Origin of the sequence: Mycobacterium sp. JS623 (assembly GCF_000328565.1) — a bacterium.
Taxonomy (GTDB): Bacteria; Actinomycetota; Actinomycetes; order Mycobacteriales; family Mycobacteriaceae; genus Mycobacterium.
Window position 1 is genome coordinate 508,594 of sequence record NC_019966.1, and the last position, 16,900, is coordinate 525,493.

At 66.7% G+C, this 16,900-nt stretch carries 15 protein-coding genes and 1 pseudogene; 8 read left to right on the top strand and 8 right to left on the bottom strand.

The window, feature by feature from the left end; translation table 11 throughout:
• Positions 1 to 24 precede the first annotated feature (24 nt).
• Positions 25 to 513: an SRPBCC family protein gene (locus MYCSM_RS02295; RefSeq protein WP_015304513.1), complete on the top strand. Its 489-nt coding sequence runs from the start codon at positions 25 to 27 to the stop codon at positions 511 to 513.
• 233 nt (positions 514 to 746) lie between these two features.
• Here the strand turns inward: MYCSM_RS02295 and MYCSM_RS02300 are convergent, their stop codons facing one another.
• Genes MYCSM_RS02300 through MYCSM_RS02320 form a run of 5 tightly spaced genes read right to left on the bottom strand, consistent with a single transcriptional unit; the run spans position 747 to position 6,684 of the window.
• On the bottom strand, positions 747 to 2,942 hold the full coding sequence (locus MYCSM_RS02300) for an AAA family ATPase (protein WP_015304514.1): 2,196 nt from the start codon (positions 2,940 to 2,942) through the stop codon (positions 747 to 749).
• A 16-nt stretch (positions 2,943 to 2,958) separates the two neighbouring features.
• The gene (pssA, locus tag MYCSM_RS02305; protein ID WP_015304515.1) at positions 2,959 to 3,813 is read right to left on the bottom strand and encodes a CDP-diacylglycerol--serine O-phosphatidyltransferase; all 855 of its coding nucleotides are present in this window, start codon (positions 3,811 to 3,813) and stop codon (positions 2,959 to 2,961) included.
• The gene (locus MYCSM_RS02310) at positions 3,810 to 4,508 is read right to left on the bottom strand and encodes a phosphatidylserine decarboxylase (protein WP_015304516.1); all 699 of its coding nucleotides are present in this window, start codon (positions 4,506 to 4,508) and stop codon (positions 3,810 to 3,812) included. The genes pssA and MYCSM_RS02310 overlap by 4 nt, the downstream gene beginning before the upstream one ends.
• Before the next feature lie 41 nt (positions 4,509 to 4,549).
• Entirely contained in the window at positions 4,550 to 5,773 is a 1,224-nt protein-coding gene (gene moeA / locus MYCSM_RS02315) for a molybdopterin molybdotransferase MoeA (RefSeq protein ID WP_015304517.1), read from the bottom strand.
• Positions 5,773 to 6,684, bottom strand: a complete 912-nt coding sequence (locus MYCSM_RS02320) for an SDR family NAD(P)-dependent oxidoreductase (RefSeq protein ID WP_015304518.1) — start codon at positions 6,682 to 6,684, stop codon at positions 5,773 to 5,775. The genes moeA and MYCSM_RS02320 overlap by 1 nt, the downstream gene beginning before the upstream one ends.
• A gap of 47 nt (positions 6,685 to 6,731) precedes the next feature.
• Between MYCSM_RS02320 and MYCSM_RS02325 the strand changes: the two genes are divergently transcribed.
• The 5 genes and pseudogenes from MYCSM_RS02325 to MYCSM_RS38005 all read left to right on the top strand — a co-directional run.
• Entirely contained in the window at positions 6,732 to 7,223 is a 492-nt protein-coding gene (locus MYCSM_RS02325) for a PH domain-containing protein (protein WP_015304519.1), read from the top strand.
• Positions 7,220 to 8,662, top strand: coding sequence for a PH domain-containing protein (locus tag MYCSM_RS02330; protein ID WP_015304520.1), 1,443 nt, complete (start codon positions 7,220 to 7,222; stop codon positions 8,660 to 8,662). The genes MYCSM_RS02325 and MYCSM_RS02330 overlap by 4 nt, the downstream gene beginning before the upstream one ends.
• A 169-nt stretch (positions 8,663 to 8,831) precedes the next feature.
• Positions 8,832 to 9,308: a VOC family protein gene (locus tag MYCSM_RS02335; RefSeq protein WP_015304521.1), complete on the top strand. Its 477-nt coding sequence runs from the start codon at positions 8,832 to 8,834 to the stop codon at positions 9,306 to 9,308.
• 41 nt (positions 9,309 to 9,349) lie between these two features.
• Positions 9,350 to 10,165 carry an HAD-IIA family hydrolase gene (locus tag MYCSM_RS02340; protein WP_015304522.1) on the top strand — a complete coding sequence of 272 codons (816 nt, stop codon included), beginning with the start codon at positions 9,350 to 9,352 and terminating at the stop codon, positions 10,163 to 10,165.
• A 39-nt stretch (positions 10,166 to 10,204) separates the two neighbouring features.
• Positions 10,205 to 10,330 (top strand): annotated as a pseudogene (locus MYCSM_RS38005) (hypothetical protein); the annotation flags it as partial.
• Positions 10,331 to 10,425: 95 nt separating this feature from the next.
• Here the strand turns inward: MYCSM_RS38005 and MYCSM_RS02345 are convergent.
• Positions 10,426 to 11,139 (bottom strand): peptidase E, encoded by a 714-nt coding sequence (locus MYCSM_RS02345; protein ID WP_015304523.1) that lies wholly within the window; start codon positions 11,137 to 11,139, stop codon positions 10,426 to 10,428.
• A gap of 68 nt (positions 11,140 to 11,207) precedes the next feature.
• On the opposite strand from MYCSM_RS02345, the gene MYCSM_RS02350 reads away from it, so the two are divergent.
• Positions 11,208 to 11,684, top strand: a complete 477-nt coding sequence (locus tag MYCSM_RS02350; RefSeq protein ID WP_015304524.1) for an SRPBCC family protein — start codon at positions 11,208 to 11,210, stop codon at positions 11,682 to 11,684.
• Positions 11,685 to 11,939: 255 nt separating this feature from the next.
• Here MYCSM_RS02350 and MYCSM_RS02355 read toward each other — a convergent pair whose 3' ends face one another.
• Positions 11,940 to 13,631 (bottom strand): DEAD/DEAH box helicase, encoded by a 1,692-nt coding sequence (locus MYCSM_RS02355; RefSeq protein ID WP_015304525.1) that lies wholly within the window; start codon positions 13,629 to 13,631, stop codon positions 11,940 to 11,942.
• Between the two features lie 229 nt (positions 13,632 to 13,860).
• On the opposite strand from MYCSM_RS02355, the gene MYCSM_RS02360 reads away from it, so the two are divergent.
• Entirely contained in the window at positions 13,861 to 16,407 is a 2,547-nt protein-coding gene (locus MYCSM_RS02360; protein WP_041313028.1) for an excinuclease ABC subunit UvrA, read from the top strand.
• On the opposite strand, the gene MYCSM_RS02365 is transcribed toward MYCSM_RS02360, so the two are convergent.
• Positions 16,397 to 16,894 carry a cupin domain-containing protein gene (locus tag MYCSM_RS02365; RefSeq protein WP_015304527.1) on the bottom strand — a complete coding sequence of 166 codons (498 nt, stop codon included), beginning with the start codon at positions 16,892 to 16,894 and terminating at the stop codon, positions 16,397 to 16,399. The two genes, MYCSM_RS02360 and MYCSM_RS02365, sit on opposite strands and share 11 nt — an antisense overlap.
• Between the last annotated feature and the right edge of the window lie 6 nt (positions 16,895 to 16,900).

A 16,900-nucleotide genomic window follows, 5' to 3' on the forward strand; every position in this document is an offset into this window, starting at 1 on the left:
GCAGTGACAAGTTCTAGGTCGACTATGCACGGTGAACTTGTCACTGTCAAGATGATGTTGAATCGAAATGTGACTCTTACGGTCGTCAGCGCGAGCCGCGAGATCGCGGCGCCCGCGGACAAGATCTTCGAACTCATCGCCGACCCGTCGCAGCAGCCGCGGTGGGATGGCAACGACAACCTGGCGCAAGCGCCGACCGGTCAACGGGTGCGGACGGTGGGCGACGTGTTCACGATGACGCTGACCATGGGCGCCGAGCGCACGAACCATATCGTCGAGTTCGAGGAGGGACGCCTCATCGCGTGGCTTCCCTCAGAACCGGGCAAGCCACCGCCGGGTCACCTGTGGCGCTGGCAACTCGAACCTCTGGACGACTCACGGACGCTGGTCACCCACATCTACGATTGGTCGGCGCTGACCGACGAGAAGCGATTGCCCCGCGCGCGTGACACCACGGCAGACAAACTGTTGGCGTCGATCGAGCGGCTGGCAACGCTAGCCGAGAGGTCGTAGCGCTTTCTCGACAAAGCGAGCCTTAGCGTTGGTGTAGGCCTCGCAGTCCGTCGCGAAACTCTTTGGCCAAGTTGCGACTACGCGAACGGGCATATCAGCCACCACTCGCTCAGCCTAAGAGCTTCGCTAGGGCCACGGAGGCGACAGCTCCTCGAAACTGCAGTTATTGCGACAAACCGCGAGTGAACATCGCAACAACTGCAGTTTCGCGGTGCTCGCCGCGGCGCGCGTCGTTAGCGCGCGGCCGAGAACGCGCGCAGCGACTCGACCTGCGCCGGGTCCAGTGACGGCCGCACTGTTGCTCGCGCCTTCGCGACGTCGGCAGCAGTCACGTCGGCCGCATCGATTGACCGCCGCATTGCGGTCAGCGCCGCCTCACGCAACAACGCCACGCAGTCTGCTGCGCTGTAGCCAGCCAGCTCCCCGGCTAGCGCATCCAAATCCACGTCGTCGCTGAGTGGAATGGATTTGCCTGCGGTGCGCAGTATTTCGCGACGGGCCTCGGCGTCCGGCGGCTCGACGAACACCAGCTTCTCGAGTCGTCCCGGCCGCAGCAACGCGGGGTCGATCAAATCTGGCCGGTTCGTCGCACCAAGCACGACCACGTCGCGCAGCGGCTCGATGCCGTCGAGTTCTGTCAGCAGCGCGGCCACCACGCGGTCCGTCACGCCGGAGTCAAAACTCTGCCCGCGCCGTGGCGCGAGTGCATCGATCTCGTCGAGGAACACCAGCGACGGCGCCGAGTCGCGGGCGCGCTGAAACAGTTCGCGCACAGCCTTTTCCGATGAGCCGACCCACTTGTCCATCAGCTCGGCGCCCTTGACGGCGTGCACCGACAACCGTCCGGAACTGGCCAGCGCCCGTACCACAAACGTCTTGCCGCAGCCGGGCGGTCCATACAGCAGAACACCGCGCGGCGGCGCTACGCCCAGCCGCTGAAAGGTGTCCGGGTGCTGTAGTGGCCACAGCACCGCCTCGGTGAGCGCCTGCTTGGTCTCCGCCATATCGCCGACGTCGTCGAGCGTCACCGATCCGACCGACACCTCTTGGGTGGCCGATCGCGACAACGGCCGGATGACCGTCGTCGCGCCCATCAGGTCGTCCTGCGTCAGCACCGGCGCCTTACCATCGGCACTGGCCCTCGCCGCCGCTCGCAACGCCGCCTCGCGTACCAATGCGGACAGGTCGGCCACGACGAAACCCGGTGTGCGTTCGACGATTTCGTCCAGGTTGAGGTCGGTAGCCGGCACGTCGCGCAGCAGCACCTCGAGCAACTGCTTGCGGACGGCGCCGTCGGGCAGGCTCAGCCCCAGCTCGCGGTCGCACAGGTCGGGCGCCCGCAGCCGCGGATCGACCCCGTCCGGCGCCTGTGAGGTCGCGATGAACGCGACACCCCGGGTGGCGACGGCGTTGCGCAACTCGGTGAGGATCAGCGTTGATACGGATTCGGCGGGCCTGTCCTGGCTGCCTGGCAGCAGCGCATCGATATCCGTGATCAGCAGAACGCCACCGCCGTTGCGCACGGTGGCCACGGCAGAGGACACGCTCTGCAGCCGGTCTTCGGCACGTAACGCTCCCACCTCGGGGCCGTCGAGTTCGACCAGCCGCCGGTCGGCACAAACGGCACGCACGAGCGCGGCCTTGCCAACGCCGGCAGGGCCGGACACCAGGACACCGAGATTCGATGTGGCGCCGAGTGTTTCGAGAAGTTCAGGCTGGTCGAGTGCCAGCTTGAGCCACTCCGTGAGCCGCGAGGCTTGGGCATGTGAGCCCTTGAGGTCGTCGATGTTGACCGTCGCCGTCTTCTTCGGGGTGGACACCGTGTGCTGGACTGCCGTTGCGGGTGCGGTTGCGACCACCCCGTCGCCCCAACTCACCACCGAATTCGGCTGCACGCTCACCGGTCCCGCGGGATCGACACCGGTGACCGTCAGTAATTCCGACGTCCACGTGATGCCTACCGACGACGCCAGTGCCGCGGTAGCCGCCGAGGTCGGAATGTCGGGGCCGAGATCGCGCGGGAGCAGCGACACGGTGTCGCCAACGGTCATCACCTTGCCAAGGAGGGCCTGACGCAGCGTCGTCGACGAAATCGACTGGGTGGCAAGCTTTGACCCGCTCACGGTGACCGATCGCGCGCCGTAGACGGTGACTGCCGACACGATCACCGTAGTGTCCTCGCGCAGCCCAGCGTTGGACAGCGTCACGTCGTCAAGCAGTGCGGTGCCGGTCGGTGTGCCGCCGGGTGTCAGCCCTGCCACCGCGGCGGTGGTACGCGAGCCGGTCAGCGAAACCGCATCCCACTCGCGAATACCAAGGGCTGCAATGGCTTCCGGGTGTAACCGGACGACGCCGCGGCGCGCGTCCAGCGCTGAGGTGTTCAGGCGAGCAGTCAGCCGCAGATGGCCCAGCGGAGGATCCTCCGCCATTTCGGTCTGCGTCATCTCACCTGCCCGGCTTGCGCAGGCCAAGCCGCGACATCGAGCGGCGACGCTGAGGGCCCGACGCCCTTCGGATCGCCCGTCGCGCCGCACGTTGTTGTCGGGGTTTGTCGTCCCACACTTCTGGATGCTCGGCAAGGAATCGGCGCGTACGGATGGCGAACGGGATGTGAATGACGTAGGCCGCGATGATCGCCAGGATCGTCAAGTAGCCGTAGAAGATTGACGCCGCCACCAGGACGACCACCCCGAGCAATAGCAGCGGAACCATGTTTGGTGACACCGAGAAGGTGTGAATCTTACGCATGGGCAGGGTGCTGACCACCAGCAGCGAGACGCCAATCATCCAGATGATGACCGCCGCCTCCGACGTCCACCACCCGTCGCCGAACTGCATCTTGGCGGCCAGCGGACCGATTGCACCGATCGCGCCCGCCGGCGCCGGCATGCCGACGAAGTACTCCTTTTCGTAGGCGGGCTTGTCGACGTCGAGCATCGCGTTGAACCGAGCCAGCCGCAACACGATGCAGACGGAGTAGACCAACACCACGATCCAGCCACCTCGCGAGTGCGAGAGCAGCGTGCCGTAGACGATGAATGCCGGTGCCACACCGAAATTCACCGCGTCGGCCAGCGAGTCGATCTCCTCACCCATCCGCGAGGCGACCTTCAGAATCCTGGCGATGCGACCATCGAGCGCGTCGAGGATCGCGGCCACCGCCAGAAACGCCATCGCCTCGGTCGGGCGGTTGTCCAGCGCCATCTTCACCGACGTCAACCCGAGGCAGATGGCTGCCACCGTCATGGCGCTTGGCAGGATGCGCAGGCTCACGACGGGCGCCTTGATGCGCGGTTTCACGACAGCTCGGCCAATACTGTTTCGCCAGCCAGTGCCCGCTGCCCCGTGGACACCAGGATGTTTGAGCCTGCGGGCAGGTACGTGTCCAACCGCGACCCGTACCGGATCAGGCCGTAGGTGTCGCCGATGGTCAGCTTGTCGCCGACCTTGGCCTCGCACACGATGCGCCGCGCCACCAGGCCGGCGATCTGCACGGCGATCACGTCGGCGCCGTCGGCGGTGCGGATCAGCACGCTGTTGCGTTCGTTGTCCTCGCTGGCGGCCTCGAGTTCGGCTGAGCCGAACGCCCCAGGCCGGTGCACGACCGAAACCACCTCGCCGCTGATCGGCGCCCGCTGCACGTGGGCGTCGAAGATCGACAGGAAGATGCTGATGCGCGGCAACGGCGTTGGGGGCAGCCCGAGTTCGGCAGGGGGCAGCGCCTCCTCGATGAGGCAGATGAGTCCGTCCGCAGGCGCGACAATGAGGCCCGGTCGCGTGGGTGGCACGCGCCGCGGATGCCGGAAGAACGCGGCATTCGCGGCCGCCGACGCCAGGCCGGCGCGGCGCAACCACGGGCGCCTACGTCCCAGCGCGGCGAGCGCGAGACTGGCGCCAACGAACGGCAGCCCTGCAGAGTGCATCGGCGGAATAGTGGTGCGCACCAGCGCCGCGAGCCGCTCAGGGCCGGATTTGAGGTCGGGGCGTCTGGCCATCGTGCAGCGATTCTACGGGCGGCCCGTTTCGCCGAGAGGGCTTAGGCCAAGTCCCACACGTGCACCGTCGACCCGGCGGCGACCTCGGCGACGTCCTCGTCGATTTCCAGCAGGCAATTGGCCGAGGCCAGCCAGCGCAGATGATGGGACGCCGGCGGGCCGTAGCTGGTGACCGTGCCCGCCTCGCGGTCGAGCACCCCGCGCCGGAACTGACGCTTGCCCCGCGGCGAGGTCAGGTCCTCAGCCAGGACCGCCGTGCGCCGCGGCCGGTCGGGATTCGGCAGTCCCATCGCGGCGCGCAGCGGTTCGCGGATGAACACCTCGAACGACACCAGCGCGCTGACCGGATTGCCGGGCAGCGTGATGATCGGTATGCCATTCACCGAACCGGCGCCCTGCGGCATGCCCGGCTGCATCGCCACCTTGACGAACTGGACATCGCCGCCCTGGCCCGATGTCGCGGGTCCTCCGGCTCCGAGTGAGTCCTTGACCACTTCGTACGCCCCCGCGCTGACGCCGCCCGTCGTGATGATCAGGTCGGCATCACCTGTGTGGCGATCTAGTGCGTCGCGGAAGGCGGCGACGTCGTCGCCGACCATCGGCTCGGCAACCACGACGGCGCCCGCGTCACGCACGGCTGCGGCCAGCATCACCGCGTTGGACTCGTAGATCTGGCCCGGCTGCAACGGCGTACCGGGGGGCACCAACTCGGTGCCGGTGGACATCACCAAGACCCGTTGCGGTGCAACGACTTTCAGCTCACCCAAGCCCAACGCCGCCGCGAGACCAAGCGCCGCAGGCGTGAGCAACTGGCCCGCTCGCAGCACCGTCGTGCCTGCCGTGACATCCTCACCGGCGCGACGGACATGCTGACCGTCCCTGGCGCTCGCGCGGATGGACACCGTGTCGGTGGCACCGTCAGTGGCCTCGACCGGGACCACCGCCGTTGCTCCTGCCGGCAGCGGCGCGCCGGTCATGATGCGGTGTGCCGTACCGGGTTTCAGGGTGAGCGGGTCAGTACGGCCGGCGGGGATGTCCTCGGCCACGGGCAGCAGCACGGGCTGTTCGGGTGTCGCGGCAGCGACGTCGTCCGCCACGACGGCATAACCGTCCATCGCCGAGTTGTCGAACCCCGGCAGCGATAGTGGCGCAACCACATCGTCGGCAAGGACGAGGCCGAGTGTGTCGGCGAGCGGCAAGGTGACCGACGGCTTTGGCTTGATCAGGCCGGCGACAACGCGCCGGTGTTCGTCGACGGTGCGCATCAGACGGGGAACGTCACGCCGGTGAGCTCTTCGGACACCGTCCACAGCCGCCGCTGAAGACCCTCGTCATGCGACTGTGCGCTGGACTCAACGACTTTCGGGTGTCCTCGCACTTCGCCGATGCCATCGGGCCCGTAATACTGGCCGCCCTGCACGTTGGGGTCGGTGGCCGCGCGCAGGATCGGCAGCGCACCCATGTCTGCCGGCTGGGTCAAGGCACGCCAGATGAAGTCAGGGATGAAACCGGGCAGGTGCCGCATGAGCTCGGTGTCGGAGAAACCGGGATGGGCGGCCGCGGCGATCGTCGGGGTGCCCTTGGCGGCCAGCCGCCGCTGCAGCTCGTAGGTGAACAGCAGGTTCGCGAGTTTCGACTGTCCGTAGGCCTCGACGCGGTTGTACTTGCGTTCCAACTGCAAATCGTCGAAATGAATCCGGGCCAGGATGCGGTGGCCGACGCTACTGACCGCGATAACGCGCGACCCTTCGACAGGCAGCATGTTGTCGAGCAGCTGACCGGTCAGCGCGAAGGCGCCGAGATGGTTGGTGCCGAGCTGCATCTCGAAGCCGTCTTTGGTGCTCTCGCGCGTCGGCACGTACATCACGCCGGCGTTGTTGATCAGCAGATCGATACGGGGGTAGTCGGCGCGCAGCTGATCGGCGGCCGTACGCACGCTGTCCAAGGACGTCAGGTCCAGCTCCTGCAGACTGACCACGGCGTTAGGGCTTTTCGACGTGATCCGATCCGCGGCCTCCTTGCCCTTGTCGAGATTGCGCACCGCAAGCACGACGTGGGCACCCTTGTCCGCCAATACCGCCGCGGTGTCGAAGCCGAGGCCGGAATTCGCGCCTGTCACGACGGCGACCCGGCCGGTTTGATCGGGCACGTCGGCCGCGGTCCACTTGTTGCTCATGGCCTCAACATACTCAGCAGCTGGCGGCTAGTTTCGTTGTCGTGGGGATGCGAGCAGTCGAACTGGTTGAGCCGGCCAATCCGCCGAGCCGCAAGGCTCCGCTGGTCTGGGCGATCGGTGCGGCGATCCCATGGTTGATGCTGGCAGCGGGCCAGCTGGTGTGGTTCGTGATCAGTCCGCGATTACCGGGGGTGCATGTTGTCGCGGCCGCCGCCACGGTTTCGGGCATCGCGCTGTTCGTCGGCGTCGTGCCGGCGTGGCGATACCGCGTGCACCGCTGGGACATTGACACCAAGGCGGTGTACACCCGGACGGGGTGGCTGGTGCAGGAGCGCCGGATCGCGCCGATCTCGCGGGTGCAGACCGTCGACACCGAACGCGGCCCGCTGGACCAGTTGTTCGGGCTGGCCAATGTGACGGTGACGACGGCGTCGTCGGCGGGCGCGGTGCGAATCGTCGCGCTGGATTCCGATGTGGCAGACCGGGTTGTCGCGCAGTTGACCGATATCGCGGCGCTCGGCGGCGAGGACGCGACGTGACGGGCCCCGCCGGGCAGGCGTGGCAACGGCTCAGCCCCCGCATGCTGCTGGTGCATCCTGTCCATGAGGTGCTGCGCCAGATACCGCTGCTGATTGGATCGGTGGTGCTCGGATCGGCCACCGGCAATCCGCTGTGGACACTATTTGGGCTCGCGCTCGTCGTCGGCTATGGCGTGGCGCGCTGGTTCACCACCACATACCGGATCGAGGCCGAAGAAGTGCGGCTGCGTACGGGTGTCCTTCAGCGCAAGGTGCTTTCGGTGCCGCGCAATAGGATTCGCTCGGTGTCGACCGATGCGCGATTGTTGCACCGACTGCTCGGGTTGACCGTTCTGCGGCTGGGCACGGGTAAGGAGGCAAGGGGCGACACGGTATTCGCGCTCGATGCGGTCGAGGCCGGACAAGTGCCACGCCTGCGCGCCATACTGCTGGCCGATTCGCTTGCGCCTACCGAACTGGATGCGCCGGGCGGTGAGTTGGCGCGTTGGCAGCCGTCCTGGCTGCGCTACAGCCCGCTGAGTTTCACCGGGCTGGCGATGATCACGGCTGCGGTGGGGGTGGTGTATCAGGCGGGTGCCGGTGTGGCACTGCAGAATTCGCGGCTGGCCCGGTCCGGGGTGGAGGCGGCGGAGCGCTTCGGGGTCGCGGCGAGCCTGATCGTGGCGTCGGTCGTGGTGCTCGTTGCTTCGGTGGTGTTGTCGGTGCTGCGGTCGCTGATGACCTACGGAAACTTGGTGCTGCGTCGAGACGCCGAACTGCTGCACCTCGAGCATGGCCTGCTCAGGCTGCGCGAACAGACCTTCGATATGCGCCGGTTGCGGGGTGGCACTTTGCGTGAGCCGCTGTTGGTGCGGATGTTCGGGGGCGCCCGGCTGGATGCTGTGATGACGGGCGTCGGCCGGGCGGGCGAGGCGTCGCTGCTGCTGCCGCCTTGCCCGCGAGCGACGGCCGAGGACGTGCTGTCGGGGCTGATCGCGAGGCCGGATGCGGTCAACGGTCCGCTGCGCGCGCATGGCGCGGCGGCGACGCGCAGACGCTGGACCCGAGCATTGGCGCTGCCTGCGGTGTTGCTGATCGCGATGGTCGCGCTGCCGGCGTCCGTCTGGCTGTGGCCGATGTGGGCGGTGGTGACGGTGTGCTGCGCGTTGCTGGCGCTCGACCGGTCGCGGGCGCTGGGGCATCGGGTGGACGCCGACTGGTTGGTGGCGCGGGCGGGCAGCCTGGATCGGCGACGCGACTGCATCGCCGCGGCGGGCATCATCGGCTGGACGGTGCGCCAAACGCTGCTGCAGCGCCGCGCTGGCGTCGCGACGTTGATCGCCGCCACGGCGGCGGGGGTGAAGAGCTATCGGGTGATCGATGTTCCTGCTGAGTTGGCGTGGACGATCGCAGCGAGCGCATCGCCGTGGGTCGCCGACAACGCCTGGGCTAGGACTTGACAGGTTCGGCGACCAGTTCGCCGCGCTGAATCTGCGTGGACAGTTCGTGCGAAGCGACAGCGCCCGACGCCACGGAAACCAGCGCGCCTGCGTACCGTCCACGACGCTCCATCGGATCCGGTCACCCGGGACAGCCCTGCCACGGCGCGGTCCTGCCAGAATCAAGCGCATGATCACGGCCCTGGCACACACCGGCGTGTGCGTTCCCGACTGCGAGGCCGCGGTGGCCTATTACCGCGACATGCTGGGATTTACGGTGCTATCGCCGCCGTATGTGATGGACGGCGACGCGATTCGCGCCGACATGGGCGAGTTGTTGGCCGATCCGGCGATGAAGGCCGCGATTCTGGGCTTCGGCGACGGCGGTGACCGCGTGCTCGAAGTCATCGAGTATCTGCGCGCCGACGGCAGCGGGACGGGTCGCGCCGGCCTCGCCGACCCTGGGCTCTCACATATCGGCTTGATTTGCGACGACGTCGCTGCGACCCGGAAGACGTTGGAGGACAGGGGAGTTCGCTTCCTGGTCGACGGGATCGCCGACATCGCAGGAGTGCGCACCACGTGGTTCGCCGATCCGTGGGGTGTGGTCTTCATCCTGGTCGAGAAGCGCAAGCCTCACCGACCGTACTTCGCGCAGTTCGGCTAGCCCCGAGTTGCGCTGATTCGTTTGCCGTTTACTGTCGGGCCATGGCAATCGGTGGTGTGCTGTTCGACATCGACGGCGTCCTGGTGACGTCGTGGAAGCCGATCGCGGGCGCCGCCGAGACCCTGCGGACGTTGTCCGACAACCAGATTGCATGCTCATACCTGACCAACACCACGACCCGGACGCGCGTGCAGATCGCCGAACTTCTCACCGAGGCAGGCATGGCGGTGCGCGCCGACGAGGTCATCACCGCGGCGGTACTCACCGCGCAGTATGTCCGCAACCGCTATCCCGACGCGCGGTGCTTCCTGGTCAACAGCGGGCAGATCGCCGAGGACATGCCCGGCATCGACATCGCGTACTCGAGCGACTTCACCGGGCCGGCGGCCCCGGAGACGCCCGATGTAGTGCTGCTTGGCGGGGCCGGGCCGGAGTACAGCCATCTGACGCTGTCGTGGGTGTACGACTGGATGGCGCAAGGCGTGCCGGTGGTCGCCATGCACCGCAGCACCGCGTGGACCACCACCGACGGGTTGCGCGTCGACACCGGCATGTACCTGATCGGGATGGAGGAGACGTCCGGACGCAAGGCCACCGCGGTCGGCAAGCCCGCGCCAGAGGGTTTTCTCGCGGCCGCCAGCCGACTCGGCGTCGACCCCGACGAGATGTACATGATCGGCGACGATCTCAACAACGACGTGTTGGCCGCTCAGGTGGTCGGGATGACCGGGGTGTTGGTGCGCACGGGTAAGTTCCGCCAGGACACGCTGGATCGTTGGGCCGCAGACGAATTCGCGATGCAACCCAATCACGTGATCGATTCGGTCGCCGACCTGCCGGAGTTGCTCGGGCTTTAGAGCCGACGCGTTGGTGGCCGTTTTTCGTCGGCGGCCGCGCTGTCGCTGGATCAGGTCGGCGTCATCGCCGCACGGGCAGCCGAGGGATCTGATGAGCATTACGCGCAGTTGGCGGCGGTGGCCACGGTCAACCAGCTGCGTACCGCGGTCAAGCGGCCCTCGCGCATCGCGGCCGCGCACCGCGGAAACTCCTCAGCGCAATGCGATTGATGGGCGCATCGTCGAGATCGTCGCCGAGAACAACTAAGTTGGCTCGGGCTTTAAAGCCGACGCGTTTCGAGTCGAGACTCCTTGGCGTCATCGACGAAATATGCTGCGGCGCAGTCTCTTTCGCTGACGGCTTCGACGAAGTCGGTGCCGCGGTAGAGGATACCGGCCCCGTCGTCAGTGGCGTAACCGGCAGGCAGCGCGCCATCCGCGATCAGACGTTGAAACAGCGGACGGCGCTGCGGTTCGGAGTCGTAGTGCACACCGTTCGAGTACGGCACCAGCCCAAGCCCGTCTGTGACGGGCCGAAGCTCAGGCCCGAATGAGTCCGTGGTGCCGCCGACGTGCCAGCAGATCGATCCCGCGGAGATGCCGGTGAGCACCACGCCGGCCTGCCACGCGGTTCGCATCGCGGTGTCGACGCCGTGCAGCCGCCACATCGCCAGCAGACCCGCGACGCTGCCGCCGAACACCCACACCACGTCGTGGTCGAGCAGATGCGCGGTGATGTCATCGACGTTGGGCATCGGAAACAGCGTCAGATGCGAAGCGTGGAACCCCCGCGCCTGTGCAGCGTCGATGAGCCAGTGCAGCACGGTGGGATTGTCGCCGACCGCGGTCGCCACGAAACACAGCCGCGGCGCCCGTCCCGAAACTCCGGCCAACTCGATCGCATATTCGGTCAGCTCGCTGAACTCCCAACGGGTGCGTTGGCCTTCCCGGAAGCCGCCGCTGGTCGCAAGGATGGTCGGGGCGTCGGCTGGCACGAGGAAAACGTATGCGGGATTGCCGGTTTTCGCGATTACTTATCTCGAAGCTGAGAGTCTGTAATCACATGACTGAAGAACGCATGACTGCCACCCTCACAATCCAGGCGCCGGCCCAAGACGTCTTCGACGTGCTGGCCGACCCGTCGACCCATCAGGCGATCGACGGCACCGGTTGGGTGCGGGAGTCGCTGGGCGGCAAGCCGATCACCGAAGAAGGTCAAGTCTTCAGGATGGCCATGTACCACCCCAACCATCCGAACAAGGATTACGAAATGGCGAACCGGATCGAGGCATTCGACCCGCCCCGAGCCATCGCCTGGCAGCCTGGCCAGGGCCCCGACGACGCCCACCTCGAATTCGGTGGCTGGGTCTGGCGCTACGACCTCGAGCCCGTAGGGCCGGGCGAAACGGCGGTCACGTTGATCTACGACTGGTCCGCGGTGCCGCAGCAGACACGCGACCACATCGGGTTCCCGCCGTTCCCCCGTGATCATCTCACCAGGTCACTGAAGAACTTGGCGCACCTGTCTCAAACCCGGTGACGCCGCAAGACATCCCCGAGTCGGTCACGAATCCGACTGCGCCCGACGCGAGCGCGCTTGACATCTTTGTCAGCTGGTTCGGCCGAACCTCACTACACCGACGGTCCCGCGGACGTCGGCGGATTCACAGCCGGTGTGGCGCTGCCTCACCCGATGGGGGCGCCGGCGAAATCCACAGCGGCAGCGCCCTCCCCGACGTAGGTTCATTTCTCCAGGATCAGGGTGTCGACGTACCCGACCTCAGCGGGGCCTCCTCTAGGCCTGCAGTGTGCGCACCGCTTCGATGCGGGCCTTGAGCTGATCGGTCGTCGCCGCGGCGATCGGCGGACCGCCGCAGATCCGACGCAACTCCTTATGGATCCAGCCGTGCGGCTTGCCGGTACGGTGGTGGGCCACCGACACCAGCGTGTTGAGCTCGCGACGCAGCTCGCGCAACTGCCCGTGCGTTGACGGCCGCGGCACCTCACCGCTGGCCGTTCTCTTGGTGAGTTGCTCTTCTTGCCTGCGCCGCAACAGGTCTCGCATCTGTTCCGCGTCGAGCAGGCCCGGGATACCGAGGTAGTCGGCCTCCTCTTCACTGCCCGCGGGTGTAGCGGTACCGAACGACGAGCCATCGAAGATCACCTGATCAAGCTCGGCGTCGGCACCTAGCATCTCGTAGCGGGTATCCGTATCGCTGGACTCGTCTTTCTGCTTCGCGGCGTCCGCAAGCAGGTCATCGTCGAGGCCGTCGGACTCCCGATGCGGCTTGCCGAGCACGTGGTTGCGCTGCGCTTCCATCTCGCTGGCCAGCAGCAGCAGATTGGGTACCGACGGCAAGAAGATGCTCGCCGTCTCACCGGGTTGGCGGGTCCGGACGAAGCGTCCGACCGCCTGCGCGAAGAACAGCGGCGTCGACGCGCTCGTCGCGTACACACCCACGGCGAGCCGTGGCACGTCGACGCCTTCGGAGACCATCCGCACCGCGACCAGCCAGCGGCTCGTCCCAGCCGAGAACTGGCTGATGCGGTCCGAGGACCCTGGGTCGTCGGAAAGCACGACCGTCGGCGCCTCACCGGTGATTTTGGTGAGCAATTCGGCGTAGGCGCGCGCGGCGGTCTGATCCGACGCGATGACCATGCCGCCGGCGTCTGGGACGTGTTGGCGCTTCTGCTGCAGCCGCTTGTCCGCGGCGGCGATCACCGCGGGCATCCACTCACCCGCAGGATTCAAAGCGGTTCGCCACGCGCGGGCCGTCTGCTCGGCGGTCAGCGGCTCGCCGAGCCGTGCCGCGTGTTCCTCGCCCGCGCTGTCGCGCCACCGGGCCTCGCCCGAGTAGGCCAGGAACACGACAGGCCGCACGACACCGTCGGCCAACGCCTCTGCATACCCGTAGGAGTGGTCGGCCTGCGAGCGCATCAGCCCGTCGCCGTCGGGCTCGTAGGTGACGAACGGGATCGGGCTGTCGTCGCTACGGAACGGCGTACCCGTCAGCGCCAGCCGCCGCGTCGCATCGGCGTAGGCCTCGCGGATGGCGTCGCCCCAACTCTTCGCGTCGCCGCCGTGGTGGATCTCGTCGAAGATGACAAGGGTCCGGTAGTTCTCGGTGCGCACCCGGTGCCGGGTCGGGTGGCTGGCCACCTGGGCATAGGTGACGACGACGCCGTGGTACTCCGACGACGTCTGCGCCGACGAATTCGAGAACTTGGGATCCAGCGCAATGCCGACCCTCGCGGCTGCCTGCGCCCACTGCGTCTTGAGGTGTTCGGTGGGCACGACGACCGTGATTCGCTCGACGGTGCCGTCGGCCAGCAGCTCCCCGGCGATGCGCAGGGCAAACGCCGTCTTGCCTGCGCCGGGGGTGGCAACGGCCAGGAAATCGCGTGGCTTGGCGCCGAGATACCGCACCAATGCCCGACGCTGCCAGCCCCGCAAAGCCTGGGTGTCGGGCGCTGCAAAAGCCGGCACCCAAAGCTCCTCACTGATCGGACAGCAGCCTAGCGCAGGGGATTACGCGCGCGCATCTCCACTGGAGAACGTGTCGGCAGGTCGGCAATTCGCTAGACCAATTGTCGGCCACAAGCGGCTTCACGGTAATCTCCGGACAAGCGCGGAAGCGACCTAGCTGTGTGGCCCGCTCCTCGAGCAGCAAACATGATGCTTGCGCTGCGGCCAGATGGGTACCCATCTGGCCACAATGACTCCTACGTCCTACCCAAGCACTGACGACATCGACCCTTGCGTACGCGTTTACGGGACGCGGGTCCACAATCTACGGGGAGTCGACGTAGTCGCGCCGCGTGACGCGCTGGTCGTATTCACCGGGATCTCTGGTTCCGGCAAGTCTTCGCTCGCCTTCGGGACCATTTATGCCGAGGCTCAGCGCCGCTACTTCGAATCGGTCGCTCCGTATGCCCGACGCCTGCTGTTGCCAACCGGCGCGCCAAAGGTAGATGACATCACCGGGCTACCGCCCGCTGTCGCGCTGCAACAGCGCCGGGGTTCGGCCACCTCACGGTCGACCGTCGGCACCGTCACCACCCTGTCGAACCTGCTGCGGATGTTGTTCTCCCGCGCCGGGACCTACCCGCGCGACGCCACGGAACGTCTGGACTCCGACGCCTTCTCCCCGAACACCGCGGTCGGGGCGTGCCCCGAATGTCACGGGCTGGGACGCATCCACCGGGTGACCGAAGAGACGCTGGTACCGGATCCGTCGCTGACCATCCGAGAGGGCGCCGTCGCAGCCTGGCCGGGTGCCTGGCAGGGCCAAAATCTGCGTGACATCCTCATCACTCTCGGATATGACATCGACAAGCCATGGCGGAAGCTTCCTAAGCGGCAACGCGATTGGATTCTGTTCACCGACGAACAGCCGACTGTCGAGATCGATCCGGGTCAGCATCCCGTGCAGGCCGATTATTACTACAACGGCACGTTCTCGAGCGCCGAGCGCCATGTCCGTCACACGTTGGCGAACTCGCATAGCGCGATGATGCGTCGCCGCGTGCTGCAGTTCGTCGACAGTGTCGACTGCCCTGTGTGCCAGGGTTCCGGGTTGCGGCCGGAGGCGCTGAAGGTGACATTCGCCGGGCGTACGATCGCAGATTACGCGACAATGCCGTTGACGGACCTCGCGAATACCTTGCGACCCACCGCTTCTCGAACCGACGCCGCCGCCGCCTACGAGTCCACGCAATCCGGTGAGCTGACCGAAGTGGCGACCATGATCGCCGCTGACCTGGTTGCACGCCTGCAGATACTCATCGATCTCGGTCTCGGGTATCTCACGCTCAGCCGCCGCACGCCGACGGTGTCACCCGGCGAATTGCAGCGATTGCGGCTGGCCACGCAGCTGCGAGCCGGCCTTTTCGGAGTGCTCTACGTCCTTGACGAGCCGTCGGCAGGTCTGCACCCTGCCGACGCCGAACCACTACTCGATGTGCTCGATCGCCTACGGCGAGCGGGCAATTCGCTATTCGTCGTCGAGCATGACATGGACGTCGTCCGTCGTGCCGATTGGATCGTCGACGTCGGACCAGGGGCCGGTGAACTCGGCGGGGACGTACTCTACAGCGGACCGGTGCCGGATCTCGCAGGCGTCGAGGAGTCGATTACGCGCCGGTATCTGTTCGACGGGGCAGAGCCGCCATCTCGTGATCCCCGCACGCAGACGGGGCGGTTGCGGTTGCGCGGCATCAACTTTCACAATCTGAAAGACGTCGACGTGGACCTGCCGCTGGGGGTGTACACGGCGGTCACCGGTGTGTCTGGCTCAGGAAAGTCGACGCTCGTCGTCAAGGTTCTCGGCGACGTCGTCAGCAACCACCTCGGAACGGGCCGCGCAACCGAGTCGGCCGAATCCGACGATGACGAATCCGGCACGGGGATAATCGATCTCGACCACGACGCGAGCGTCGGCGTGACGGCTGAGGGAGTTGAGGAGATCAACCGACTGGTGTCGGTCGACCAGCGCCCAATCGGACGCACACCGCGGTCGACGCTAGCGACCTACACCGGCCTGTTCGACGCCGTGCGCCGCGAATTCGCCGCGACCCCGAAGGCGCGTCGCCGCGGGTGGACCGCGGGCAGGTTTTCGTTCAACGTGGCCGAAGGGCGGTGCCCAACCTGTCAGGGGGAGGGGTTCGTCTCGGTGGAGTTGCTGTTTCTGCCTGGCACATACGCCACATGTCCGGCGTGTCAGGGCGCGCGCTACTCCGAGCAGACGCTGGAGGTGCGGTATCGGGATCGGACGATCGCCGACGTGCTCGCGATGACCGTCGACGAGGCCGCGGAGTTCCTCGCCGACGTCGTGCCTGCTGCTCGCAGTCTCACCACACTTCAGGAGGTCGGGCTGGGATATCTGCGTCTCGGGCAGCCCGCGACCGAGCTGTCGGGCGGCGAGGCCCAGCGGATCAAGCTGGCGTCCGAACTGCAGCGGCCTCGGCGCGGCCATACCCTCTACGTCCTCGACGAACCGACCACCGGCCTGCACCCCGCCGATGTGGATCTACTCGATCGACAACTGCACCGTCTGGTCGACGCAGGCAATACCGTCGTGGTGGCCGAACATGACATGCGGATGGTCGCGGGCGCGGACTGGGTGATCGATCTGGGGCCTGGCGCGGGGAATGACGGCGGTCGGGTCGTGGTCACCGGACCACCGGCGAAGGTTGCACGTGCGAAACGGAGCCGCACTGCGCCATACCTGGCGAAGCGGTTGGCGGCGTCCGCTATTCGATGAAGAAGTTGTCGTTGGCGATGAGCCATTCGCGACGCTCGTCGTCGGACATCTCGCCGAGCTTGGCCATGCCCTCGAAGTAGTGCTCTCGCGGCGCGCCGGGAGCAAACAGCATCAAGATCGACGTCGGCTCGTCGGCCTCATTGCGAAAACCGTGGATCCCGCCGGGCGGAACGTAGAGGAAGTCGTTCGGCTGCCCGTCGACCCAGTCGGTGCCGTCGTACAGCTTGATGGTGCCCGACAACACGAAGAACGCCTCGGACATCGCACGGTGAAAGTGCGGGCCCGGTCCGCCGCCCTTCGGTGCGATCTCCACCCGGTAGAGCCCATAGTCGCCGTCGGTGGCCTGTTGGTTGGCCAGATAGTGGTACTTCACGAGGCCGAACGAGTCGTGATCCGGCGCCTCGTCGCCTCGCCGAAGCCGGGCGCTGACCTCAGGCTGGTCCTTGGTGTACCGGGGCGGGGGATAGGGCGGCACGATCAGAGACATCGCATC

Coding starts and splice junctions, on each gene's coding strand:
- MYCSM_RS02295 (WP_015304513.1), top strand. CDS start 25: ATGCACGGTGAACTTGTCACTGTCAAGATGATGTTGAATCGAAATGTG.
- MYCSM_RS02300 (WP_015304514.1), bottom strand. CDS start 2,942: ATGGCGGAGGATCCTCCGCTGGGCCATCTGCGGCTGACTGCTCGCCTG.
- MYCSM_RS02310 (WP_015304516.1), bottom strand. CDS start 4,508: ATGGCCAGACGCCCCGACCTCAAATCCGGCCCTGAGCGGCTCGCGGCG.
- moeA (WP_015304517.1), bottom strand. CDS start 5,773: ATGCGCACCGTCGACGAACACCGGCGCGTTGTCGCCGGCCTGATCAAG.
- MYCSM_RS02320 (WP_015304518.1), bottom strand. CDS start 6,684: ATGAGCAACAAGTGGACCGCGGCCGACGTGCCCGATCAAACCGGCCGG.
- MYCSM_RS02325 (WP_015304519.1), top strand. CDS start 6,732: ATGCGAGCAGTCGAACTGGTTGAGCCGGCCAATCCGCCGAGCCGCAAG.
- MYCSM_RS02335 (WP_015304521.1), top strand. CDS start 8,832: ATGATCACGGCCCTGGCACACACCGGCGTGTGCGTTCCCGACTGCGAG.
- MYCSM_RS02340 (WP_015304522.1), top strand. CDS start 9,350: ATGGCAATCGGTGGTGTGCTGTTCGACATCGACGGCGTCCTGGTGACG.
- MYCSM_RS02350 (WP_015304524.1), top strand. CDS start 11,208: ATGACTGAAGAACGCATGACTGCCACCCTCACAATCCAGGCGCCGGCC.
- MYCSM_RS02360 (WP_041313028.1), top strand. CDS start 13,861: ATGACTCCTACGTCCTACCCAAGCACTGACGACATCGACCCTTGCGTA.
- MYCSM_RS02365 (WP_015304527.1), bottom strand. CDS start 16,894: ATGTCTCTGATCGTGCCGCCCTATCCCCCGCCCCGGTACACCAAGGAC.